The sequence below is a fragment of the Mesorhizobium cantuariense genome, assembly GCF_042647205.1.
Classification (GTDB): Bacteria; Pseudomonadota; Alphaproteobacteria; order Rhizobiales; family Rhizobiaceae; genus Mesorhizobium; species Mesorhizobium cantuariense.
On sequence record NZ_JBHRVD010000001.1, the window covers coordinates 4,881,158 to 4,897,817 of the forward strand.

General features: G+C 62.9%; 15 protein-coding genes and 1 pseudogene. 8 read left to right on the forward strand and 8 right to left on the reverse strand.

What is annotated here, in order from left to right; genetic code table 11:
- Positions 1-254: 254 nt before the first annotated feature.
- On the forward strand, positions 255-1,202 hold the full coding sequence (locus tag ACFOJ9_RS23795; protein ID WP_378981883.1) for a LysR substrate-binding domain-containing protein: 948 nt from the start codon (positions 255-257) through the stop codon (positions 1,200-1,202).
- Between the two features lie 18 nt (positions 1,203-1,220).
- Here ACFOJ9_RS23795 and ACFOJ9_RS23800 read toward each other — a convergent pair whose 3' ends face one another.
- The gene (locus ACFOJ9_RS23800) at positions 1,221-1,934 is read right to left on the reverse strand and encodes a DNA helicase (protein WP_378981885.1); all 714 of its coding nucleotides are present in this window, start codon (positions 1,932-1,934) and stop codon (positions 1,221-1,223) included.
- Positions 1,935-2,566: 632 nt separating this feature from the next.
- Here ACFOJ9_RS23800 and ACFOJ9_RS23805 point away from each other — a divergent pair.
- Positions 2,567-3,541, forward strand: coding sequence for a hypothetical protein (locus tag ACFOJ9_RS23805; protein WP_378981887.1), 975 nt, complete (start codon positions 2,567-2,569; stop codon positions 3,539-3,541).
- A 53-nt stretch (positions 3,542-3,594) separates the two neighbouring features.
- On the opposite strand, the gene pcaD is transcribed toward ACFOJ9_RS23805, so the two are convergent.
- Entirely contained in the window at positions 3,595-4,386 is a 792-nt protein-coding gene (gene pcaD / locus ACFOJ9_RS23810) for a 3-oxoadipate enol-lactonase (protein ID WP_378981889.1), read from the reverse strand.
- A gap of 101 nt (positions 4,387-4,487) precedes the next feature.
- On the opposite strand from pcaD, the gene ACFOJ9_RS23815 reads away from it, so the two are divergent.
- A complete protein-coding gene (locus ACFOJ9_RS23815) occupies positions 4,488-5,453 on the forward strand; it encodes a LysR family transcriptional regulator (RefSeq protein WP_378981891.1) in 966 nt (321 codons plus the stop codon).
- Here the strand turns inward: ACFOJ9_RS23815 and ACFOJ9_RS38860 are convergent.
- A pseudogene (locus ACFOJ9_RS38860) lies at positions 5,419-5,596 on the reverse strand (DUF4336 domain-containing protein); the annotation flags it as partial. The gene ACFOJ9_RS23815 and the pseudogene ACFOJ9_RS38860 sit on opposite strands and share 35 nt — an antisense overlap.
- A gap of 91 nt (positions 5,597-5,687) precedes the next feature.
- Complete coding sequence (locus ACFOJ9_RS23820; protein WP_378981893.1) at positions 5,688-6,137, reverse strand: GatB/YqeY domain-containing protein; 450 nt, start codon at positions 6,135-6,137, stop codon at positions 5,688-5,690.
- A gap of 277 nt (positions 6,138-6,414) precedes the next feature.
- Here ACFOJ9_RS23820 and carA point away from each other — a divergent pair, with 277 nt between their 5' ends.
- Entirely contained in the window at positions 6,415-7,632 is a 1,218-nt protein-coding gene (gene carA / locus ACFOJ9_RS23825) for a glutamine-hydrolyzing carbamoyl-phosphate synthase small subunit (protein ID WP_378981895.1), read from the forward strand.
- 156 nt (positions 7,633-7,788) lie between these two features.
- Here carA and ACFOJ9_RS23830 read toward each other — a convergent pair whose 3' ends face one another.
- Together ACFOJ9_RS23830 and ypfJ are read right to left on the reverse strand one after the other, a co-directional pair.
- A complete protein-coding gene (locus ACFOJ9_RS23830) occupies positions 7,789-9,054 on the reverse strand; it encodes a TCR/Tet family MFS transporter (RefSeq protein ID WP_378981897.1) in 1,266 nt (421 codons plus the stop codon).
- 146 nt (positions 9,055-9,200) lie between these two features.
- Positions 9,201-10,103 (reverse strand): KPN_02809 family neutral zinc metallopeptidase, encoded by a 903-nt coding sequence (ypfJ, locus tag ACFOJ9_RS23835; protein ID WP_378981899.1) that lies wholly within the window; start codon positions 10,101-10,103, stop codon positions 9,201-9,203.
- A gap of 269 nt (positions 10,104-10,372) precedes the next feature.
- Here ypfJ and ACFOJ9_RS23840 point away from each other — a divergent pair, with 269 nt between their 5' ends.
- Positions 10,373-12,442 (forward strand): hypothetical protein, encoded by a 2,070-nt coding sequence (locus ACFOJ9_RS23840; RefSeq protein WP_378981901.1) that lies wholly within the window; start codon positions 10,373-10,375, stop codon positions 12,440-12,442.
- A gap of 82 nt (positions 12,443-12,524) precedes the next feature.
- Here ACFOJ9_RS23840 and ACFOJ9_RS23845 read toward each other — a convergent pair whose 3' ends face one another.
- Complete coding sequence (locus tag ACFOJ9_RS23845) at positions 12,525-12,713, reverse strand: hypothetical protein (RefSeq protein ID WP_378981903.1); 189 nt, start codon at positions 12,711-12,713, stop codon at positions 12,525-12,527.
- Between the two features lie 99 nt (positions 12,714-12,812).
- Positions 12,813-13,268, reverse strand: coding sequence for a manganese-binding transcriptional regulator MntR (gene mntR / locus ACFOJ9_RS23850; RefSeq protein WP_378988008.1), 456 nt, complete (start codon positions 13,266-13,268; stop codon positions 12,813-12,815).
- A 225-nt stretch (positions 13,269-13,493) separates the two neighbouring features.
- On the opposite strand from mntR, the gene ACFOJ9_RS23855 reads away from it, so the two are divergent.
- From ACFOJ9_RS23855 to ACFOJ9_RS23865, 3 genes are all read left to right on the forward strand, one after another.
- On the forward strand, positions 13,494-14,858 hold the full coding sequence (locus ACFOJ9_RS23855) for an Nramp family divalent metal transporter (protein ID WP_378981905.1): 1,365 nt from the start codon (positions 13,494-13,496) through the stop codon (positions 14,856-14,858).
- Between the two features lie 86 nt (positions 14,859-14,944).
- Complete coding sequence (locus tag ACFOJ9_RS23860) at positions 14,945-15,799, forward strand: protein-L-isoaspartate O-methyltransferase family protein (RefSeq protein ID WP_378981907.1); 855 nt, start codon at positions 14,945-14,947, stop codon at positions 15,797-15,799.
- Positions 15,800-15,908: 109 nt separating this feature from the next.
- Entirely contained in the window at positions 15,909-16,559 is a 651-nt protein-coding gene (locus tag ACFOJ9_RS23865) for a dihydrofolate reductase family protein (protein WP_378981909.1), read from the forward strand.
- Positions 16,560-16,660: the final 101 nt, after the last annotated feature.

A 16,660-nucleotide genomic window follows, 5' to 3' on the forward strand; every position in this document is an offset into this window, starting at 1 on the left:
CTCCGATCGTGGCTGTGTTGAGCTGTTTCAACTGCTGCGTGAACAGGGACACGGGATGTCCCTGGAGGCGGTCCGTTTCATGGCTGGCGCGATGACCCTTATGCCCGATACGCGACCGAATATCTTGGATGTCCTAGCGCTGCACGCGCGCCCCGAACAAGGCGGGCTGCTCCTCATCTTCCTTGGGACTTCTATAGCAAAGCCCCGCGATTAATTTAAGTTGGATTTCCTGATTGCAGCGATAAGATGACATTATGACAAACCTGACCCTGAAGCAGCTGCGTTATTTCGAAGCGCTGGCCCGACACAACCATTTTGGCCGCGCGGCTGATGCCTGTGCGATCTCCCAGCCCGCCATCTCGGTGCAGATCAAGGAGTTGGAGGAGACGCTTGGCACGGAGCTTTTCGAAAGAGGCCCGCGGCAAGTCCGGCTGACCAATTTCGGCGAGGAATTTGCCTTGCGCGTCCGCGAGATCCTGCGCTCGGTGGATGAGCTGACGGATCTGGCCCGAGCCTCGCGCGACCGGTTGGTGGGACGGCTGCGCATCGGCGTGATCCCAACGATCGCACCCTACCTTCTGCCTGCCATCATCGGCAACCTCGCCCGCATGCATGATGGCCTCGATATCCACGTGCGCGAAACGCAGACGCAGAAGCTGATCCAGGAACTGGCCGACGGCCGGCTCGACGCGGCCATCGTTGCCTTGCCGGTGTCGGAAGCGTCGCTGACGGAAATCGTGCTGTTTGCCGAGAACTTCGTGCTGGTCCGGCCCGGCGAGGACGAGGGAAAGCCGGTGCCCAACCGCGAAATGCTGCGCGAGATGCGGCTGCTTCTGCTGGAAGAAGGCCATTGTTTCCGCGATCAGGCGCTGTCGTTCTGCAACATGCATTCGGCAAAGCCAAGGGAGTTGCTGGACGGCAGCTCGCTGTCGACCCTGGTGCAGATGGTCGGCGCCGGCGTCGGCGTCACCCTGATCCCGGAAATGGCCGTACCTGTGGAGACACGCTCGGCGTCGGTCTCCATCGCTCATTTCGCCAGTCCCCAGCCGTCGCGGACGATCGGCATGATCTGGCGCAAGACAAGCCCGATCGCCAAACAGTTGCTGCGGATATCCGAAGTGGTTCGCCTTGCGGCCGACGCACTGCGCGCGCAGCATAATCCGGCATCGGTTGCGCTGAACCTGCCGGCAGCCGCCCAATGAAAGCTGCCTGACTGATCGTTAGCTTGCCGCCTGGAACCGGATTTCGCCCTTGTTCAGGAAGCAGGTCTTGTCGAACAGCGACAGATCCAGCGGGTTCGGCAACCGCACATCGCCGATATCGGGAACCGGCTTCTTCGTGGGATCGTATGACCGATCGATCTGCGAGATGAAGACGAAGATCAATCCCCTGTCGCGAGCAAAGGCCTTCAGCGTGCAAACCTGCGCCATCAGGTCCGGGTTCTCCCGCTTCTGGTCGAGCAGTTGCAGATAATCGATCACCACCAGCGTACCGCGCGGAGCCGAGCCCAATGCCTTGACGATGTACTCGGCGCTGATGGCGTCGGAATTGTCGAACACGAACTGGTCGTTGAACTGCGCCGGGTCCGCCCCGATGGCGCGAAACCGGTCGAGCACATCCCTTTGCGTATATTCGAGCGTGAAGAACACGCCGCGGCGGCCGGACTTCATGGCTTCGACCGCGAGTTCAAGGCTCATCAGCGTCTTGCCGTGGCCGGGCCGCGCACCGACCAGGACCAGGTCGCCAGGCGCCAGTTGCGCAAACAGCCTGCCGGCGGGCGCCGCCTCGGCTGCCTTGGCTGCAAGCAGGCTCCAACTGGTGAAACCTTCCTGCGCTGCAACACGATCAAGCGCTTCGTGAAGCGGAATTTTGGCCTCGCGGGACAACAGCCTGGCTTGACGCTTCAGATGGTAGATGGGCGCGGATAGCTTCATGACAAACCTCCTGGTGCGAGCCGTTTTCGCAATCCCTCCTTATGCCTGGTGCTCGAACAGTTGGTTCGGTGATCGGATTGCCCTGCATGGATGATGCTTTCCCGGCGGAGGGCGGAGGCGTGGGCTGCGCCAGAATCAGATGATAGCCCAATCCCTGCGGATCGAAAATCGCGCATGCCCAGGCATGGCGAAAAGCACATCGGCGATGGATCAGTGCGCTCCATAACTATCGACAGATGCCCACCATTTTCTAGGGTACCCGACTTGGCGTGGAGGCCGGTATGTATCTATTTATTCTTTCGGCCCTCGCGGGCTTTATTTTGTGCTCGGTCGGATTGGTTGTGCTCATAAGAAGCCGAGGAGAGAAAGCGGACCACGGTATTCTACGCTCGTCTTATTGGTTTGCTGCGGCGGCGGCCGTCGTGTTCGTGGGCGCCGTTTCTTTTTTTGCGATGTAAATTCGCTCTCTGTTGGCACGCCGAGTTCGGCTTCGGGTCGAAAGCAGCCCCATAATGTGCCGCCTTCCTAGTGGGTGCGCTAAACAAGATGTGTTTCGCCTGATAATGTGAGGCCCTCTATGATCGATTCCCGGTGGCAACATCACAAAGCGATTCGACAGGAGAATTGATCCGGTGCGGTTGAGATCTGTTTCTCTGGGTGTCGTCGCCAGCCTTCTCGTCGTCATCGCCGTGGCGGTGTCGGCCCGATCCTTTGCCTCGCCATCAGGCGTTCCAGCCTGGCTGCAGGCCCATGTCGGCGACAGCGACGGTCAGATTGCACAAGTGGTGCTGGAACGGGCGCGCGCGCTTTACCGGAAGAAGGTCGCGCAAGGTGCCGTCAAGAATCCTTGCTACTTCGCCATGGATGCCACACGCCCCAGCGATCTGGGCAATGGCGTGCTGGGGCGCCGCTACTACGTCATATGCGAAGCCAGCCAGTCGTTTCGCGCGATTTCGTCGGGTTACGGTAGCGGCCGGAATTTGAAAGGCGTCGTCGATTTCGCCAATGGGAAACGATGTGCGAAGAACTTCGGCAATGCGATGGATTCATCGTTGACGGCCGGCGGGGCCTATATGACCAGAGAGGCGAAAACCTCGTTCAAAGGCTACTACCGCACCGGCGCGAAACAGGACGCGGTTTTCCAGCGCACCTTCATCCAGTTCGACGGCGAAGGCGAAGCGGCAAACGCCAGACAGCGCGCGATCGGCGGCCACGCTGCCCGGGTACTGCGCGGCATGTGCCTGCGGAAAAGCCCGAACAGCTCACACGCCGACCACGATGGTTACGTGCCTTTCGGCAAGCTGGTGGACTATGCCGGCGGCCGCAGCAACGGCTGCACCAGCTGGTCGCCGGCGGACGCGCAACAGATCATCCCGATGGTCAAGGACAGCCCGACGACGCTCTACATCTATCCTGAATCGCGCGACATCGCCGCGGTAGCGGCCAACCGTTCGCAGCCCGGCGCCTATTGGAACGCCTCCTGCCTGAAGGAAATCGGCACGCCGAAATTCTGGCCGCGAAAGACCCTTGAGCCGATCATCGCTCAATACAGGAAGGATCACCCGGCACCGCCGCCGCAGCCGCTGCCGATCTGCAAGGGGTCTTGAAGTCCCCCCAAGTGGGTTGCGGACTTCAAGCACCATCCATGTCGCGCTCCAGCTCAGCGCAGAAAACCGAGCACGGCCTGCATGAACTCGGCCGGGTACTCCACGTTCGACAAGTGAACCGCGGGCAGGACAACCAGCCTCGCGCCGGGCACTGCTGCTGCGATCAACTCGCTGTGGCTGGCTGCCGTCACCGTGTCATGCTGGCCGGCAATGACCAGCGTCGGCCGGGGGATCAGGACTACGGTGCGGCGAAGGTCCGCGTCGCGAACCGCCGCGAACAGACCCGCCAGGCCTTGCCGGTCGATAGTCAGCAGCATGGCGCGAAACTCTTCGATCACGGGCGCGTTGGCCGCCACCATAGACGCGGGAAACCAGTTGCTCAGGAAGATTTCAGCGGTTTCGGACATGTCCGGCGCCTGCTGCACGGCGGCAATCCGCTCGTCGAAATAGCTTGCCGGCGCCAGATGGGACGAGGTGTTGCTCAGGATCAGCCGGTCGATCCGCTCGGGCGCATGGATGCCGAGCCATTGCCCGACAAAGCCGCCCAGCGACAGACCGAGAAAGTGTACGCGCTCAACGCCGAGCGCATCGAGCAACTCGATCACGTCGCGGCCAAGCCGGTCGAGCGAATAGGCGCCGACCGGGGCGTTCGATCCTCCGTGGCCGCGAAAATCATAGCGCAGAACGCGGAAATGCCTGGATAGCTCGTCGACCTGCATGTCCCACATATGCAGCGTGGTGCCGATGGAATTCGACAGCACCAGCACCGGCTTCCCGGCCTCACCGTCGAAACGATAGGCGATGCGCGTGCCGTCGCCGATGATGACGAAATTCAGCTCATTCATGATGAAAATTCCTTCTGGAACGTTGAATGAGGCAAAGTGTAGCTGCGGCGCTTTTTTGTTGATATTACAAAGATAAGACAATCTCTGTAGATAAAGCTGACATGGCCGACTTCACCCTGCACGACCTGCAATGCTTCGATGCCGTGGTCCGCACCGGCGGCTTTCAGCCTGCGGCGGCGTTGCTCTATCGCTCGCACCCGGCGGTGTTCGCCGCCGTCGCAAAGCTGGAACGGCAACTCGACCTTGTTCTCCTGGATCGTAGCGGCTATCGCGTGCGCCCCACCGAGGCAGGGCTGTCGTTCCACCGCCGGGCACGTCAGCTGCTGCGCGAACTGGAGGGCCTGCATGTCCATGCCGCCCAGTTGGCAATGGGCGAGGAAAGCGAGATCCATGTGGTGATCGGCGACCTGTGCCCGCGCCCGCAGGTGCTGGGGATGCTTGGACGGTTCTTCGCCCAGTGCCCCGGCACGCGCCTGCATCTGCATTTCGAAGCGGTTGGCGGCCCATGGGAGCGTCTCTTCGATGATGAGGCCGATTTGATCCTGCACTGGATCGACAAGGGCGATGCACGGGTGGAATGGGTCGACCTGTGCAAGGTACCGTTCATTCCAGTGGTGGCGCCGGGCTTTCTGCCTGAGCGTATCAAGCAGCCGATCACCCTGGATCAGATGCACGCACTCACCCAATGCGTCATGCGCGACACCGCACGCCATTCACCACGGCAGGACTACTTCATGATCGAAGGCGCGCCGCAATGCATGGTGGCCGACCAGGGCATGAAGAAGGAGATTATCCTGCAGGGCCTCGGCTGGGGGCATATGCCCCGCTTCCTGATCGAGGAAGAGCTGCGCGACGGACGCCTGCAATCCATTGCCGGCCGTCATCTGCCGGGCCGCGCAGACGAGCTGGTGGTGGCGCGCCGCCGCGACCGGCCGCATGGGCCGATCGCGAACCGGTTATGGGATCATATCCAGCAGGAGGCGCCGGCATTGCGCCGCGCCCTCGAACCGCCGAAATCTGCCCAGGACGTCACTAGCCAACCAGCCAGCGAAAGGCGCGGCGTATGAAAGCCTGTGACCGGTTCGCCGTGCGCCATCAGCACCTTTTCAGCCGGCCAAGCCAGGACACGCCGGATGGCGGCACGCGCGGCGCGCCGGTCGGTAAAGGCGGCGCGAAATTTTCGCGGCACCGAGGGCTCGGCGGCCACCATCCAGAGCCAGAACGCTGGCGGCGATCGTGAATGCGATGAGTGCCAGAGGCGCGTATGCGCGGACCACACCGGGGCGTGGCGGCAAATACCCCTACTGCAACAGTCCCTTGACGATGCCGCTCGCCTTGCCGAAATCCATCTGGCCGGCATATTTCTGCTTCAGCGCGGCGATCACCTTGCCCATGTCCTTCTGGCTGGCGGCTCCCGTCGCGGCGATCGCCTCGCTTGCCGCAGCCTGGATGGCGGCGTCGTCAAGCTGCGTCGGCAGGAAGGCGCGGATGATCTCCATCTCGCCGCGCTCCTGCGCGGCCAGTTCCGGCCGTTTGCCGTCGTCGAAGGCTTTGGCCGATTCCTCGCGCTGCTTCACCATCTTGGCCAGGATCTGCAGGATCTCCTCGTCGCTGGCCGGCTCCTTGGCCAAGCCGCGATTGGCGATGTCGCGGTCATGGATGGCGGCCTGGATCAGCCGCAATGTCGGCAGCCGGTGCTTGTCCTGCGCCTTCATCGCGCTCTTCAGGGATTCGGCGATTTTGCCGCGCATGGTGTATTCTCCTTCGATCGGCGCGGACAATAGCGCCGGGGGCGAGCCAACGCAAACCCTGATATGTCAGGGCAAGCCTCTGATATTGCTTGATGAAATAAATCGGATCCGCATTTAGCATGATCATTGACCGCCCTGCCCCCTTCCCCTATGTACTGGGCCTTGCATGAACTGAAGCTTGTCTGCGTGGAAGCACCGTATTCGCTGCTTGGCGCCGTTTGCTGCGCGGATGGCCCGCCGGGCCGATGGAAGCGCGCAGCCCGATAGGAGTGCCGCCATGGCCGAGATGACCGCCGCCTCGACGCCCGCCTGGGCAACGGAAAAGCCGACAGCCCTGTTGGTGCTGGCCGACGGCACCGTCATCGAAGGTCGCGGCCTCGGCGCCACCGGCTCGGCCGTCGCCGAAGTCTGCTTCAACACAGCGCTCACCGGCTACCAGGAAATCCTCACCGACCCGTCCTATGCCGGCCAGATCGTCACCTTCACCTTCCCGCATATCGGCAACATCGGCACCAATGACGAGGACATCGAGGACCTCAATCCGGCCGCCCGTGCCGGCGCCGTCGGCGCCGTGTTCAAGGCCGATGTCACCAACCCGTCCAACTACCGCGCCGGCACCGGTCTCGACCAGTGGCTGAAGAAGCGCGGCATCGTCGCGCTGTCGGGCATCGACACCCGCGCGCTGACCGCGCTGATCCGCGAAAAGGGCATGCCCAACGCCGTCATCGCGCATGCGCCCGACGGCGTGTTCGACCTCGACGATCTGAAGCGGCGCGCGGCCGCATGGTCGGGCCTGATCGGACTCGACCTCGCCAAGGAGGTCACGTCGGGCCAGTCCTCGGTCTGGCGCGAGACGCCCTGGGTGTGGAACGAAGGCTTTGGCGAACAGGCGGAGCCCTCCATGCACGTCGTTGCCATCGACTACGGCGTCAAGCGCAACATATTGCGCCTGCTCGCCGGCCTTGGCGCCAAGGTCACCGTGGTGCCGGCCAAGACGGGCGCTGAAGAAATCCTCGCCATGCAGCCGGACGGCATCTTCCTCTCCAACGGCCCCGGCGACCCGGAAGCCACCGGCGACTATGCCGTGCCGGTCATCCAGGACCTGTTGAAGACCGACATTCCGGTGTTCGGCATCTGCCTCGGCCACCAGATGCTGGCGCTGGCGCTGGGCGGCAAGACCGCCAAGATGCATCAGGGCCATCATGGCGCCAACCATCCGGTCAAGGACCACACCACCGGCAAGGTCGAGATCGTCTCGATGAACCACGGCTTTGCCGTCGATGCCGACTCGCTGCCATCAGGCGTCGAGGAGACCCACGTCTCGCTGTTCGATGGTTCGAACTGCGGCATCACGCTCACCGGCCGACCGGTGTTCTCGGTCCAGCATCACCCCGAGGCTTCGCCCGGCCCGCAGGATTCGCACTATCTGTTCCGCCGCTTCGTCAATTTGATCCGTGAAAAGCGCGGCGAGGAATTGCTGGCCGAGCGGGCTTAACTCGATCCATTAGCGCTGCCCCTCATCTGCCTGCCCGTCCTCCAACGTCAGGCACGATTGGCGCTTCACAGCAAACGTATCGGAACGTCCAGCCACCGACCGGCCTTCGCTGGCTTCCAGGATGTCCGTCCCTGGTGAGCGCAATGCGGCTGTGACTCACACCTGCGCTCCATCTTCGGCGACGCCGGCGGTGACATTTGCGCGCGCCGCCGGCCTCGCCACTTTCGTGACGAAGACGACAAGCGCCAGCATCAGGAAACATGCGCCAACCAGATAGGGTGCGCCACCGAAGGTCACCGGCGCGCTTGGCCCGGTGAACCACGAAAAGATCGCCGTATAGAGCAGCGGTGTGATGATCGAGGTGATCGAGAAGATCGAGGTCATCGCGCCCTGCAGTTCGCCCTGCGCCGAAGGCGGCACCTTGGCGGCGGCGAGGCTCCTCAACGGCGGATCGGCCAGCGCTTCGAGACAGCCGACGACGATCACCGCATAGATCATCCAGCCTTGCGACGCGAAAGCGTAGCCAAAGGCACTGGCTGCCGTGAATGTCAGGCCGATGACCGCCGTCTTCCACTCGCCAAGCCTGGGGATCACGCGCGGCAGCACCGTCGCCATGACGATCGCCCCGCACAGGCCGAAGGCGCCGAGCGAGAAGCCGATCTGCTGCTCGCTCCAGCCATAGCGATAATTAGAAACGAACGACCAGACCGCCGGATACATCATGTGCCCGAGCGTCATCAGAAAGAAGACAAGCCCGATCCAGCCGATGCCTTTGTATTGGCGCATCTGGAGGAGCGTGCCGACCGGATTGGCGCGTTTCCACTCGAAGCGGCGGCGGTGTTTGTCATCGAGCGTTTCCGGCAGGAAAAACAGTGCAATCAGGAAATTCACGAAGGCGAGCCCGGCGGCGAAATAGAACGGCACGCGCGGCCCGAACGTGCCGAGCAGCCCGCCCAGAACCGGCCCGATGACGAAGCCGACGCCAAACGCGATACCGAGCAGGCCGAAATTCTTTGCCCGGTTCTCATCGTTCGAGATATCGGCGATGAAGGCTGAAGTGGTCGAATAGCTGGCGCCCGAAATGCCGGCCAGCACACGCCCGATGAATAGCATAGGGTAGGACCAGGCGACGGCGCAGATCAGATTGTCGATGGAAAACGTCAGCACCGAGGCGAGCAGGATCGGCCGCCGTCCGAACCGGTCGCTCAAGCCGCCCATAATAGGCGCGAAGACGAACTGCATCGCCGCATAGGCGAAGAGCAGCCAGCCGCCTTCGATCGCCGCGCCGCTGATGCTGACCCCGGTCAATTCCCTGAGATAGGCCGGTAGCACCGGCATGATCATGCCGAAACCGATAATGTCGAGCAGCAGCGTGGTGAAGACGAGCGCAAGGCCCCGTCTGGCGGTTTTGGGGTCGATCATGATGGGTCAAGCTCCTCTGCTCGCCTGGGGCGCAGGCGGCTTATAGGCGAGCCCGCAGCAAGGAACAATAAGGGAACAGGCCGGATTCGTTTATCCTGACATCCCCTGACGGCGCTTGGCCGTCAGGTCAGTGCCGGAAGCGGCTATCAAATCGGGCCGCTCAGCGTGTTACAATCCGAAAGCTTGCCGCTCTGGTAACCGCGTGCCAGCCAGGTCTGCCGCTGCTGCGAGGTGCCGTGGTTGAAGCTTTCCGGCACGACATAGCCCTGCATCTTCTTCTGCAGCGTATCGTCGCCGATCTGCTTGGCGGCGTTCAGCGCGCTTTCCATATCGCCCTGCTCCAATATGCCTTTCTGCCCGGTGTAATGGGCCCACACGCCGGCGAAGCAGTCGGCCTGGAGCTCGATGCGCACCGACATCTGGTTGGCCTCGGCCTCGCCCATGCTCTGCCGCATCTGGTTGAACTTGGACATGATGCCGGTCAGGTTCTGCACGTGGTGGCCGATCTCATGCGCAATCACATAGGCCCGCGCGAACTCGCCCGAAGCGCCGAATTGCTGGTCGAGCTGCTGGAAGAAGGTCATGTCGAGATAGACTTTGTGGTCGCCGGGACAATAGAAAGGCCCGGCCGCCGCGGAGGCAAAGCCGCAGGCCGAGCGGACCTGGCCGGAAAACAGCACAAGCTTCGGGTCCTCATAGGTCAGCCCCTGCGATTTGAAGATGCCGGTCCAGGTGTCCTCGGTCTCAGCCAGCACGGTCGCCACGAACTGCTTCATCTCATCATTGGCGGGCGTACCCGAGCCGCTGTCCTCGGTAATCTGGCCGCCACCGCCCGGCGCCAGTCCGCCGTCGCCACCACCCAGGATCGTCGACGGATCGAAGCCGAAATACCATCCGGCCAGCACCACCAGGATGACGAGGAAGATGCTGCCACCACCACCGGTACGACCGCCGATCGGAATGCGGAACTGGCCAGGGCTGCCGCCGCCGAGTCCGCCGCTGCGGTCGTCCTCGATATTGTCACTCTGACGACGGCCCTTCCAGAGCATGGCAACTCCTCGCGCTGCGAACTTCCCCGTTGTTCCGGGGCTCAACCCAACAAACAATTATCCCAATGGTTGCGCCAAGTCACAGCATTTTTCGACGGCCTTTGGCCATGAAAGCCGACGAGTGATTACAACGCCAGATCATCAGGCGCTCGCCGTTGGGCCGACTTTCTCAAGTTCGTTGCGGCAAGTGGCTGGCCGTTGCAATCGTCCCCATGGCCGAGACTATGGAAGACCGCTAGTGTCCGGTTCTCTTTGGAAGCGAGGGGCGCTTGCGGACGATCGGCCAATTCCTGCTGTTGCTGACGGCATTGACTTGTTTTGGCATCGGGTCTGCCCCTGCAGTCACGCTCGATTCCAGCGTCGCCGTAACCGACCCTGAGACGCTGCAGGCGCTCGAGCGCGGCGGCCTGTCGATCAGCCGTCTGCTCGGACCCGCACTCGGTCTCACACGCGAGGTCGACAATCGCGGCCTGTTTTCGGTGCCGGCTTTGGCAACGGTGCGCGACACAGTCAAACAGCAGATCGCCGACGAGCCGAAGACCAGTCCCGACCCCTATGTCGCTGATATGGCGAAGTCAAAAGACACCAGCCAGAAATTCAATCCGAAATACATCGACGACGACGGCTCGACGCTGGATCTCACCGGCGTCGTCAACCGCATGGATCGCGGCTATCTCGGCCACACCGAATGCGGCGAGATCCGGCTGATCTACCGCTTCCACTATTCGGTGGCGGAAAAGCCGGCCAAGGGAAAGGCGGGCCAGCGCATTTCCTCGCGCCTGCCGCTGACCATGAGCCTGGTGTTCAACGCCAAGCCTCGCCAAGCACAGGCCCGCGCCTCGAAGGACTTGCCACACGCCACCGACGTGTCCTGCGCCGACATCGCCACGCGCTGGCTTGCCGCCGGGCGAAAGGATCTTCCACCCGACCAGTTGGCGGCCTGGCTGCGCTCCGACGAAGGGCCGCTCTCCGGTGCCATGCTGAACGCCTCGCAGATCATGCGGCTCGAACTCAACATGCAGGTGCTGCGCCTGTCCGCCTCGACACGGCGCGATTTCGGCGGCCATGCCGAGTACCTCTTGAAGATCTTCAAATGGGATCCGGCCACGTCCAGCTTCTATGAAGCGAAGATGGAAAACCAGATCGACCGCGCCATTGTGCTGGCCGACAAGCCGTCCTTCGCCAAATGGCTGCTCACCGACCGCAACATCTACGACCTCGATCATGGCCGGCTGGTGATCGACGAAAAGTTCCTGGCCAGGAGCGCCGTCTCCGTCGCACCCGGCGGCCTCAGCCGGTCGCAGAACAACATCGCCTACGGGCTGGTCGACGATGCCGACATAGACAAGGCGCTGAAGGACTATGTCGCCAAAGGCAACACACTCTCGACCATCAAATCGGTGGCCGGTTTCGAATTGCGCCTCAACGACATGAGCTGCACCGGCTGCCATCAGACACATGGCATTGCCGGCTTCCACTATACCGGCGCCGATCCGGCCAGCGAACCGCGCCGCAACGCCGTCTTCGTTCCGGGCTCTGCCGTGTTCTTCGCCGACCTGCCGCGCCGCCGCGCCATCGTCGAGCAGTTCGCCGCCGGCGGCCACCCGGACTTTGCGCGCGGCTTCGCCGCCCGTCCTGACGCGAAGTATGCCGAGGCGCTGAAAGGCACCGACCTCTACAATGGCTGGGGCTCGATCTGCTATCGCGGCGAGGATTTGAGCTTCAAGGACTGGAGCTGCGGCGCGGGCTTGCGCTGCGCCGGCGTCCATGAAAGCGCCATCCATCCGGGCTTCGGCACCTGCGTCAGCGAGGCCGGCACCGCAGTCGGTGACCCCGTCGAGTTCGGCGAGATCAAAATGTCGACATGGGGCGACGACCGGTATTGCCGCCTCTCGCCGGCCACCGCCAAGGCCTGCGCCATCGACCCCGGCCGGGACAAGAAGCCGCTGGTCAAGCTCGCCGGCTATGGCGCCGCACGCCAGCGCTACGACAACCCGCAACAGAAGACTGGCGGCTTTCCCGGCGGAATGCTGCGCAAGGCAAGCTGCGACAAGCTACCCGACGAGGCGACGTGCGGCAGGTTGGCCAAGACCGGCTTCAACGACTGCATCGCGTCCGGCAAGGACCACAAATTCTGCACCAGGGAGTTCACCAAGACCGCCGGCCTGCGCGCCTGCGACAAGTCCCATCCCTGCCGCGAGGACTATATCTGCACGGCGGGCTACGACGACCTGGCGGAAGCGAAAGCCGGCAAGGGCACCTGCATTCCGCCCTATTTCATCTTCCAGTTCCGCGTCGACGGCCACCCGCGCAGCTGGGTTCAGGATGTCCGTGAGTGAGAGAACGGTTTGCTGAACGCGCCGCCATCACGTCTCGGAGACGGCTTTCGCCCAGAACCACTGACGTCAGCCTGGCAGACGTCTAATCTTTCTGCTTGGCGCCGGCGCTCTTGCCGTCGGAACTTTTCGACCGTTCCTCGAAACGCGCCGCGCCCTTTTTCAGCGGATGGCCGGTTTCGGCCTCGGTCTTGCGCTCATCCCTCGCCGCCGCCTGTTTCAGTCCCTTGGCCGCCTGCTTGCCCTTTGTGGTCGGTGCCTGTTCAACGCCCATCGCTTCCTCCCTTTCGCGCGACATCAGCGCGATGTCAGGAGCAACGTGCGGGGCGTGCGGCGGTTCCGGCGGCTCGGCAAATCCGGTGGCGGGTGCGGCTCAGCGCGCCACCGTCATCGCCTTGCGAAATGCTTCCAGGGTCTCGGCGCTGACATGGTGCTCGATGCCCTCTGCGTCGATGCGCGCGGTCTCGGCGCTGACGCCGAGCGAACGCAAGAAGGCTTCCACCGTCTGGTGGCGAATGCGGCTTTCCTCCGCGACCTTGCGGCCGGTATCGGTCAGGAACACGCCGCGATAGGGCTTTCGCGACACCAGACCGTCCGCGCAAAGCCTGGTCAGCATCTTGGCCACCGTCGGCTGGGCGACGCCGAGGCGTGCGGCGATGTCGACCTGGCGCGCCTCGTTGCCGTCCTCGATCAGGTCGGCGATCAGCTCGACATAATCCTCGACCAGCGCGCTGCGGCGCGCTTCGCGCGTCTGCCGAAAGCCCTGCGAATGAATTTCGGCGTCAGGCAGCGGCTTTTCGCGCGGGACCGGTCTGTTCTTCAGCGCCAATACGCGCTCCTCCCCGAGGCTTTTGCTGTCCATGCATTCATAGCACGGGCTCTGATTCTTCAGGCCGTTTATTTGCATTCCGCAGCAGGTGCAACGGGCGTGCCCCTTTCGCGTTGACAGCAGCCTGATAAAAAGCACAAACAATGAAATATAGCATATTGCATAATGTTGAGCCATGGCATAGCTTAAGGAACATCGCCCAGTCTCGCGGAAAGCCCTCCCCTCATGTCTGAAGCCGAAGCCACAGTCCTCCGTTCCTCATGGCGGTTCGCCAGGCCCGACGAGGACGAGCAGCCCAGTCTGCGGGAAGTCAATTCCTCCATCGCCGTGCCGAACTCGGGCGTCTGGTTCCGTCGCCTGTTCGCCTTCATGGGCCCCGGCTACATGGTCTCTGTCGGCTACATGGATCCGGGCAACTGGGCGACCGACCTCGCCGGCGGCGCGCAGTTCGGCTACACGCTGCTGTTCATCATCATGCTGTCGAACCTGATGGCGATCCTGCTGCAGGCACTGGCAGCACGGCTCGGCATCGCCACCGGCCGCGACCTTGCCCAGGCTTGCCGCGCCTATTATCCCCGTCCGGTCAACTTCGTGCTGTGGATCGCCTGCGAACTGGCCATCATTGCTTGTGACCTGGCAGAGGTCATCGGCACCGCGATCGCGCTGCAGCTTCTGTTCGGCATCCCGCTGATCGGCGGCGCGGTGCTGACGGCACTCGACGCCTTCCTGGTGCTTCTCCTGATGAACAAGGGGTTTCGTTATCTCGAAGCCTTCGTCATCGCGCTTTTGGTCATCATCTTCAGCTGCTTCGCCATCCAGATCTTCGTCGCCGCCCCGCCGGCCGGCTCGATCCTGCATGCCATGTTCGTGCCGTCGTCGGAAATCGTCACCAATCCGGCGATGCTCTACATCGCCATCGGCATCATCGGCGCCACCGTCATGCCGCACAATCTCTATCTGCACTCCTCGATCGTGCAGACCCGCGCTTATGAACGCACCGACAAGGGCAAGCGCGACGCCATCAAATGGGCAACGACGGACTCGACCATCGCCCTGATGCTGGCGCTGTTCGTCAACGCCTCGATCCTGATCGTGTCGGCGGTCGCCTTCCACAACACCGGCCACCAGGACGTCGCCGAGATCGGCCAGGCCTTCGAGCTGCTGTCGCCGCTGCTCGGCCTCGGCATCGCCTCGATCCTGTTCGCGGTGGCGCTGCTGGCTTCCGGCCTGAACTCGACAGTGACGGCGACGCTGGCCGGCCAGATCGTCATGGAAGGCTTCCTGCGCCTGCGCATCCCCAACTGGGCACGCCGGCTTCTGACGCGCGGCCTCGCCATCGTCCCGGTGGTGATCGTCACCGCGCTCTATGGCGAAAAGGGCACCGGCCAGTTGCTGGTGTTCAGCCAGGTAATCCTGTCGATGCAGCTGCCCTTCGCGGTCATCCCGCTGGTGCAGTTCGTCTCCGACAAGAAGAAGATGGGCAACCTCGCCATTCCGCGCGGCGTCGCAGCCCTTGCCTGGGTGGTCGCGGCCGTCATCCTGTCGCTCAACTTCAAGCTGCTCTACGACACCATGTTCGGGGTCGGCTGAACTCCGCGTCGCCCGGAAACCGGCTACCCCTCTGCGCAGAGGTAGCCTCGCGACAAATCGGCGATCCGCGCTATGTTCTCGGCAGCATGACCCGGATCGAAGATATCAGGAAATTCTACGCGCGGCTGATGGCCGCCAATGCCGGCTCGCCCGATCCACGCCTGGAGGCGGTGTTCGCCGAGGTGCCGCGCGAAGCCTTTCTTGGTCCCGGGCCGTGGACGATCATCGCCGGCAACGGCAGGGTCACGACGCCGAGCGCCGATCCGGCCCACATCTACCAGAATGTGCTGGTGGCACTCGACGACGACAAGGGCATCAACAATGGCGAGCCGTTCCTGCACGCCATGTGGATCGGAAAGCTTGCACCGAAACCCGGTGAGGCCGTCACCCATATCGGCGCAGGCACCGGCTACTACACCGCGGTGCTGGCCAGGCTGGTTTCGCCTGGCGGCACCGTCACCGCTTTCGAACTCGACGAAAACCTGGCCGAACTGGCGCGGAAAAATCTCGAAACCTATGAAGAAGTCACCGTCATCCATGGCGATGCCGTGACGGCGACGTTGCCGCCATCCGACATCATCTATGTCAATGCCGGCGTCACATCACCACCGGCTGGATGGCTGAAGGCGTTGCGGCCGGGCGGTCGCATGATCTTCCCTTGGCGCCCGGCCGAGCGCGTCCCGCTGGCGGTGATGGTGACCCGCACCGAAAAAGGCTTCGCCTGCGATCCGTTCATGCGCTCCTGGTTCATTCCATGTGTCGGCGCCTCGGTCGCGGACCCCGCGGCGATGATCCCGACGCGCGAGCAGGCCGCGCAAAGCCGCTCGATCTGGCTGGTGCAGGACAAGGCGCCGGACGACACCGCCACCGCCATATCAGGCGATGTCTGGTTCTCGTCGAAAAGTCTCGACGCCAGACCGCGCACCGGACCTCGCAAATGACCGTGGTTTGCCAAAATTTCATATGTCTTGTCGGACCGGTGACTGGTCGCCCGTCCTTGGGTTGAAGTCCGGCCACGACGGCGTGGATCGAAGAAACGGGAGCATTGGAATGAGAAAGATCATCGCTGCGACATTCGTCAGCCTCGACGGCGTCATGCAGGCACCCGGCGGTCCGGAAGAGGACCCGGTCGGCGGCTTCAAGTTCGGCGGCTGGACCTTCCATTACTTTGACGAGGTGGCGGGCGCGGCAATGGATGAACTATTCTCCAAACCCTTCGCCCTGCTGCTCGGCCGCAGAACCTACGACATCTTCGCCGCGTACTGGCCGTATCAGAAAGATTCGATCGCGGATGCCTTCAATCCTGCGACCAAGTATGTGGCGACGCATCGGCCGGACACTCTGACCTGGCAGAACACGCAATCGCTCGGGCCGGATATCGTCGCGACGTTGCGCCGCCTGAAGCAGGAAGATGGACCTGACCTTCTCATCCAGGGATCGGGCAATCTGATCCAGACCCTGCTCGCCAACGGGCTGATCGACGAGATCCGGCTGATGATCTTCCCGCTGTTGCTGGGCAAGGGCAAGCGGCTGTTCGGCGATAGCGCGATGCCGGCCGCCTTCAAGCTTATCAAGTCGCAGACTTCCAGCACCGGCGTCATCATGGCGACCTACGAACGATCAGGCGAGATCAAGGTTGGGTCGTTTGCCACGGAAAAGCCGTCCAAGGCCGAGATCGAAAGACGCAAGAACTGGAAATAGCTTTGCAGGACCTGGGTTCCTCTCCCTCCGCGAATGTGGTCCGGTCGACGGAGGAGAGGAACGGCGCGAGTTCGCCGACCTTGGCTCCCTTCCTCTCCCTC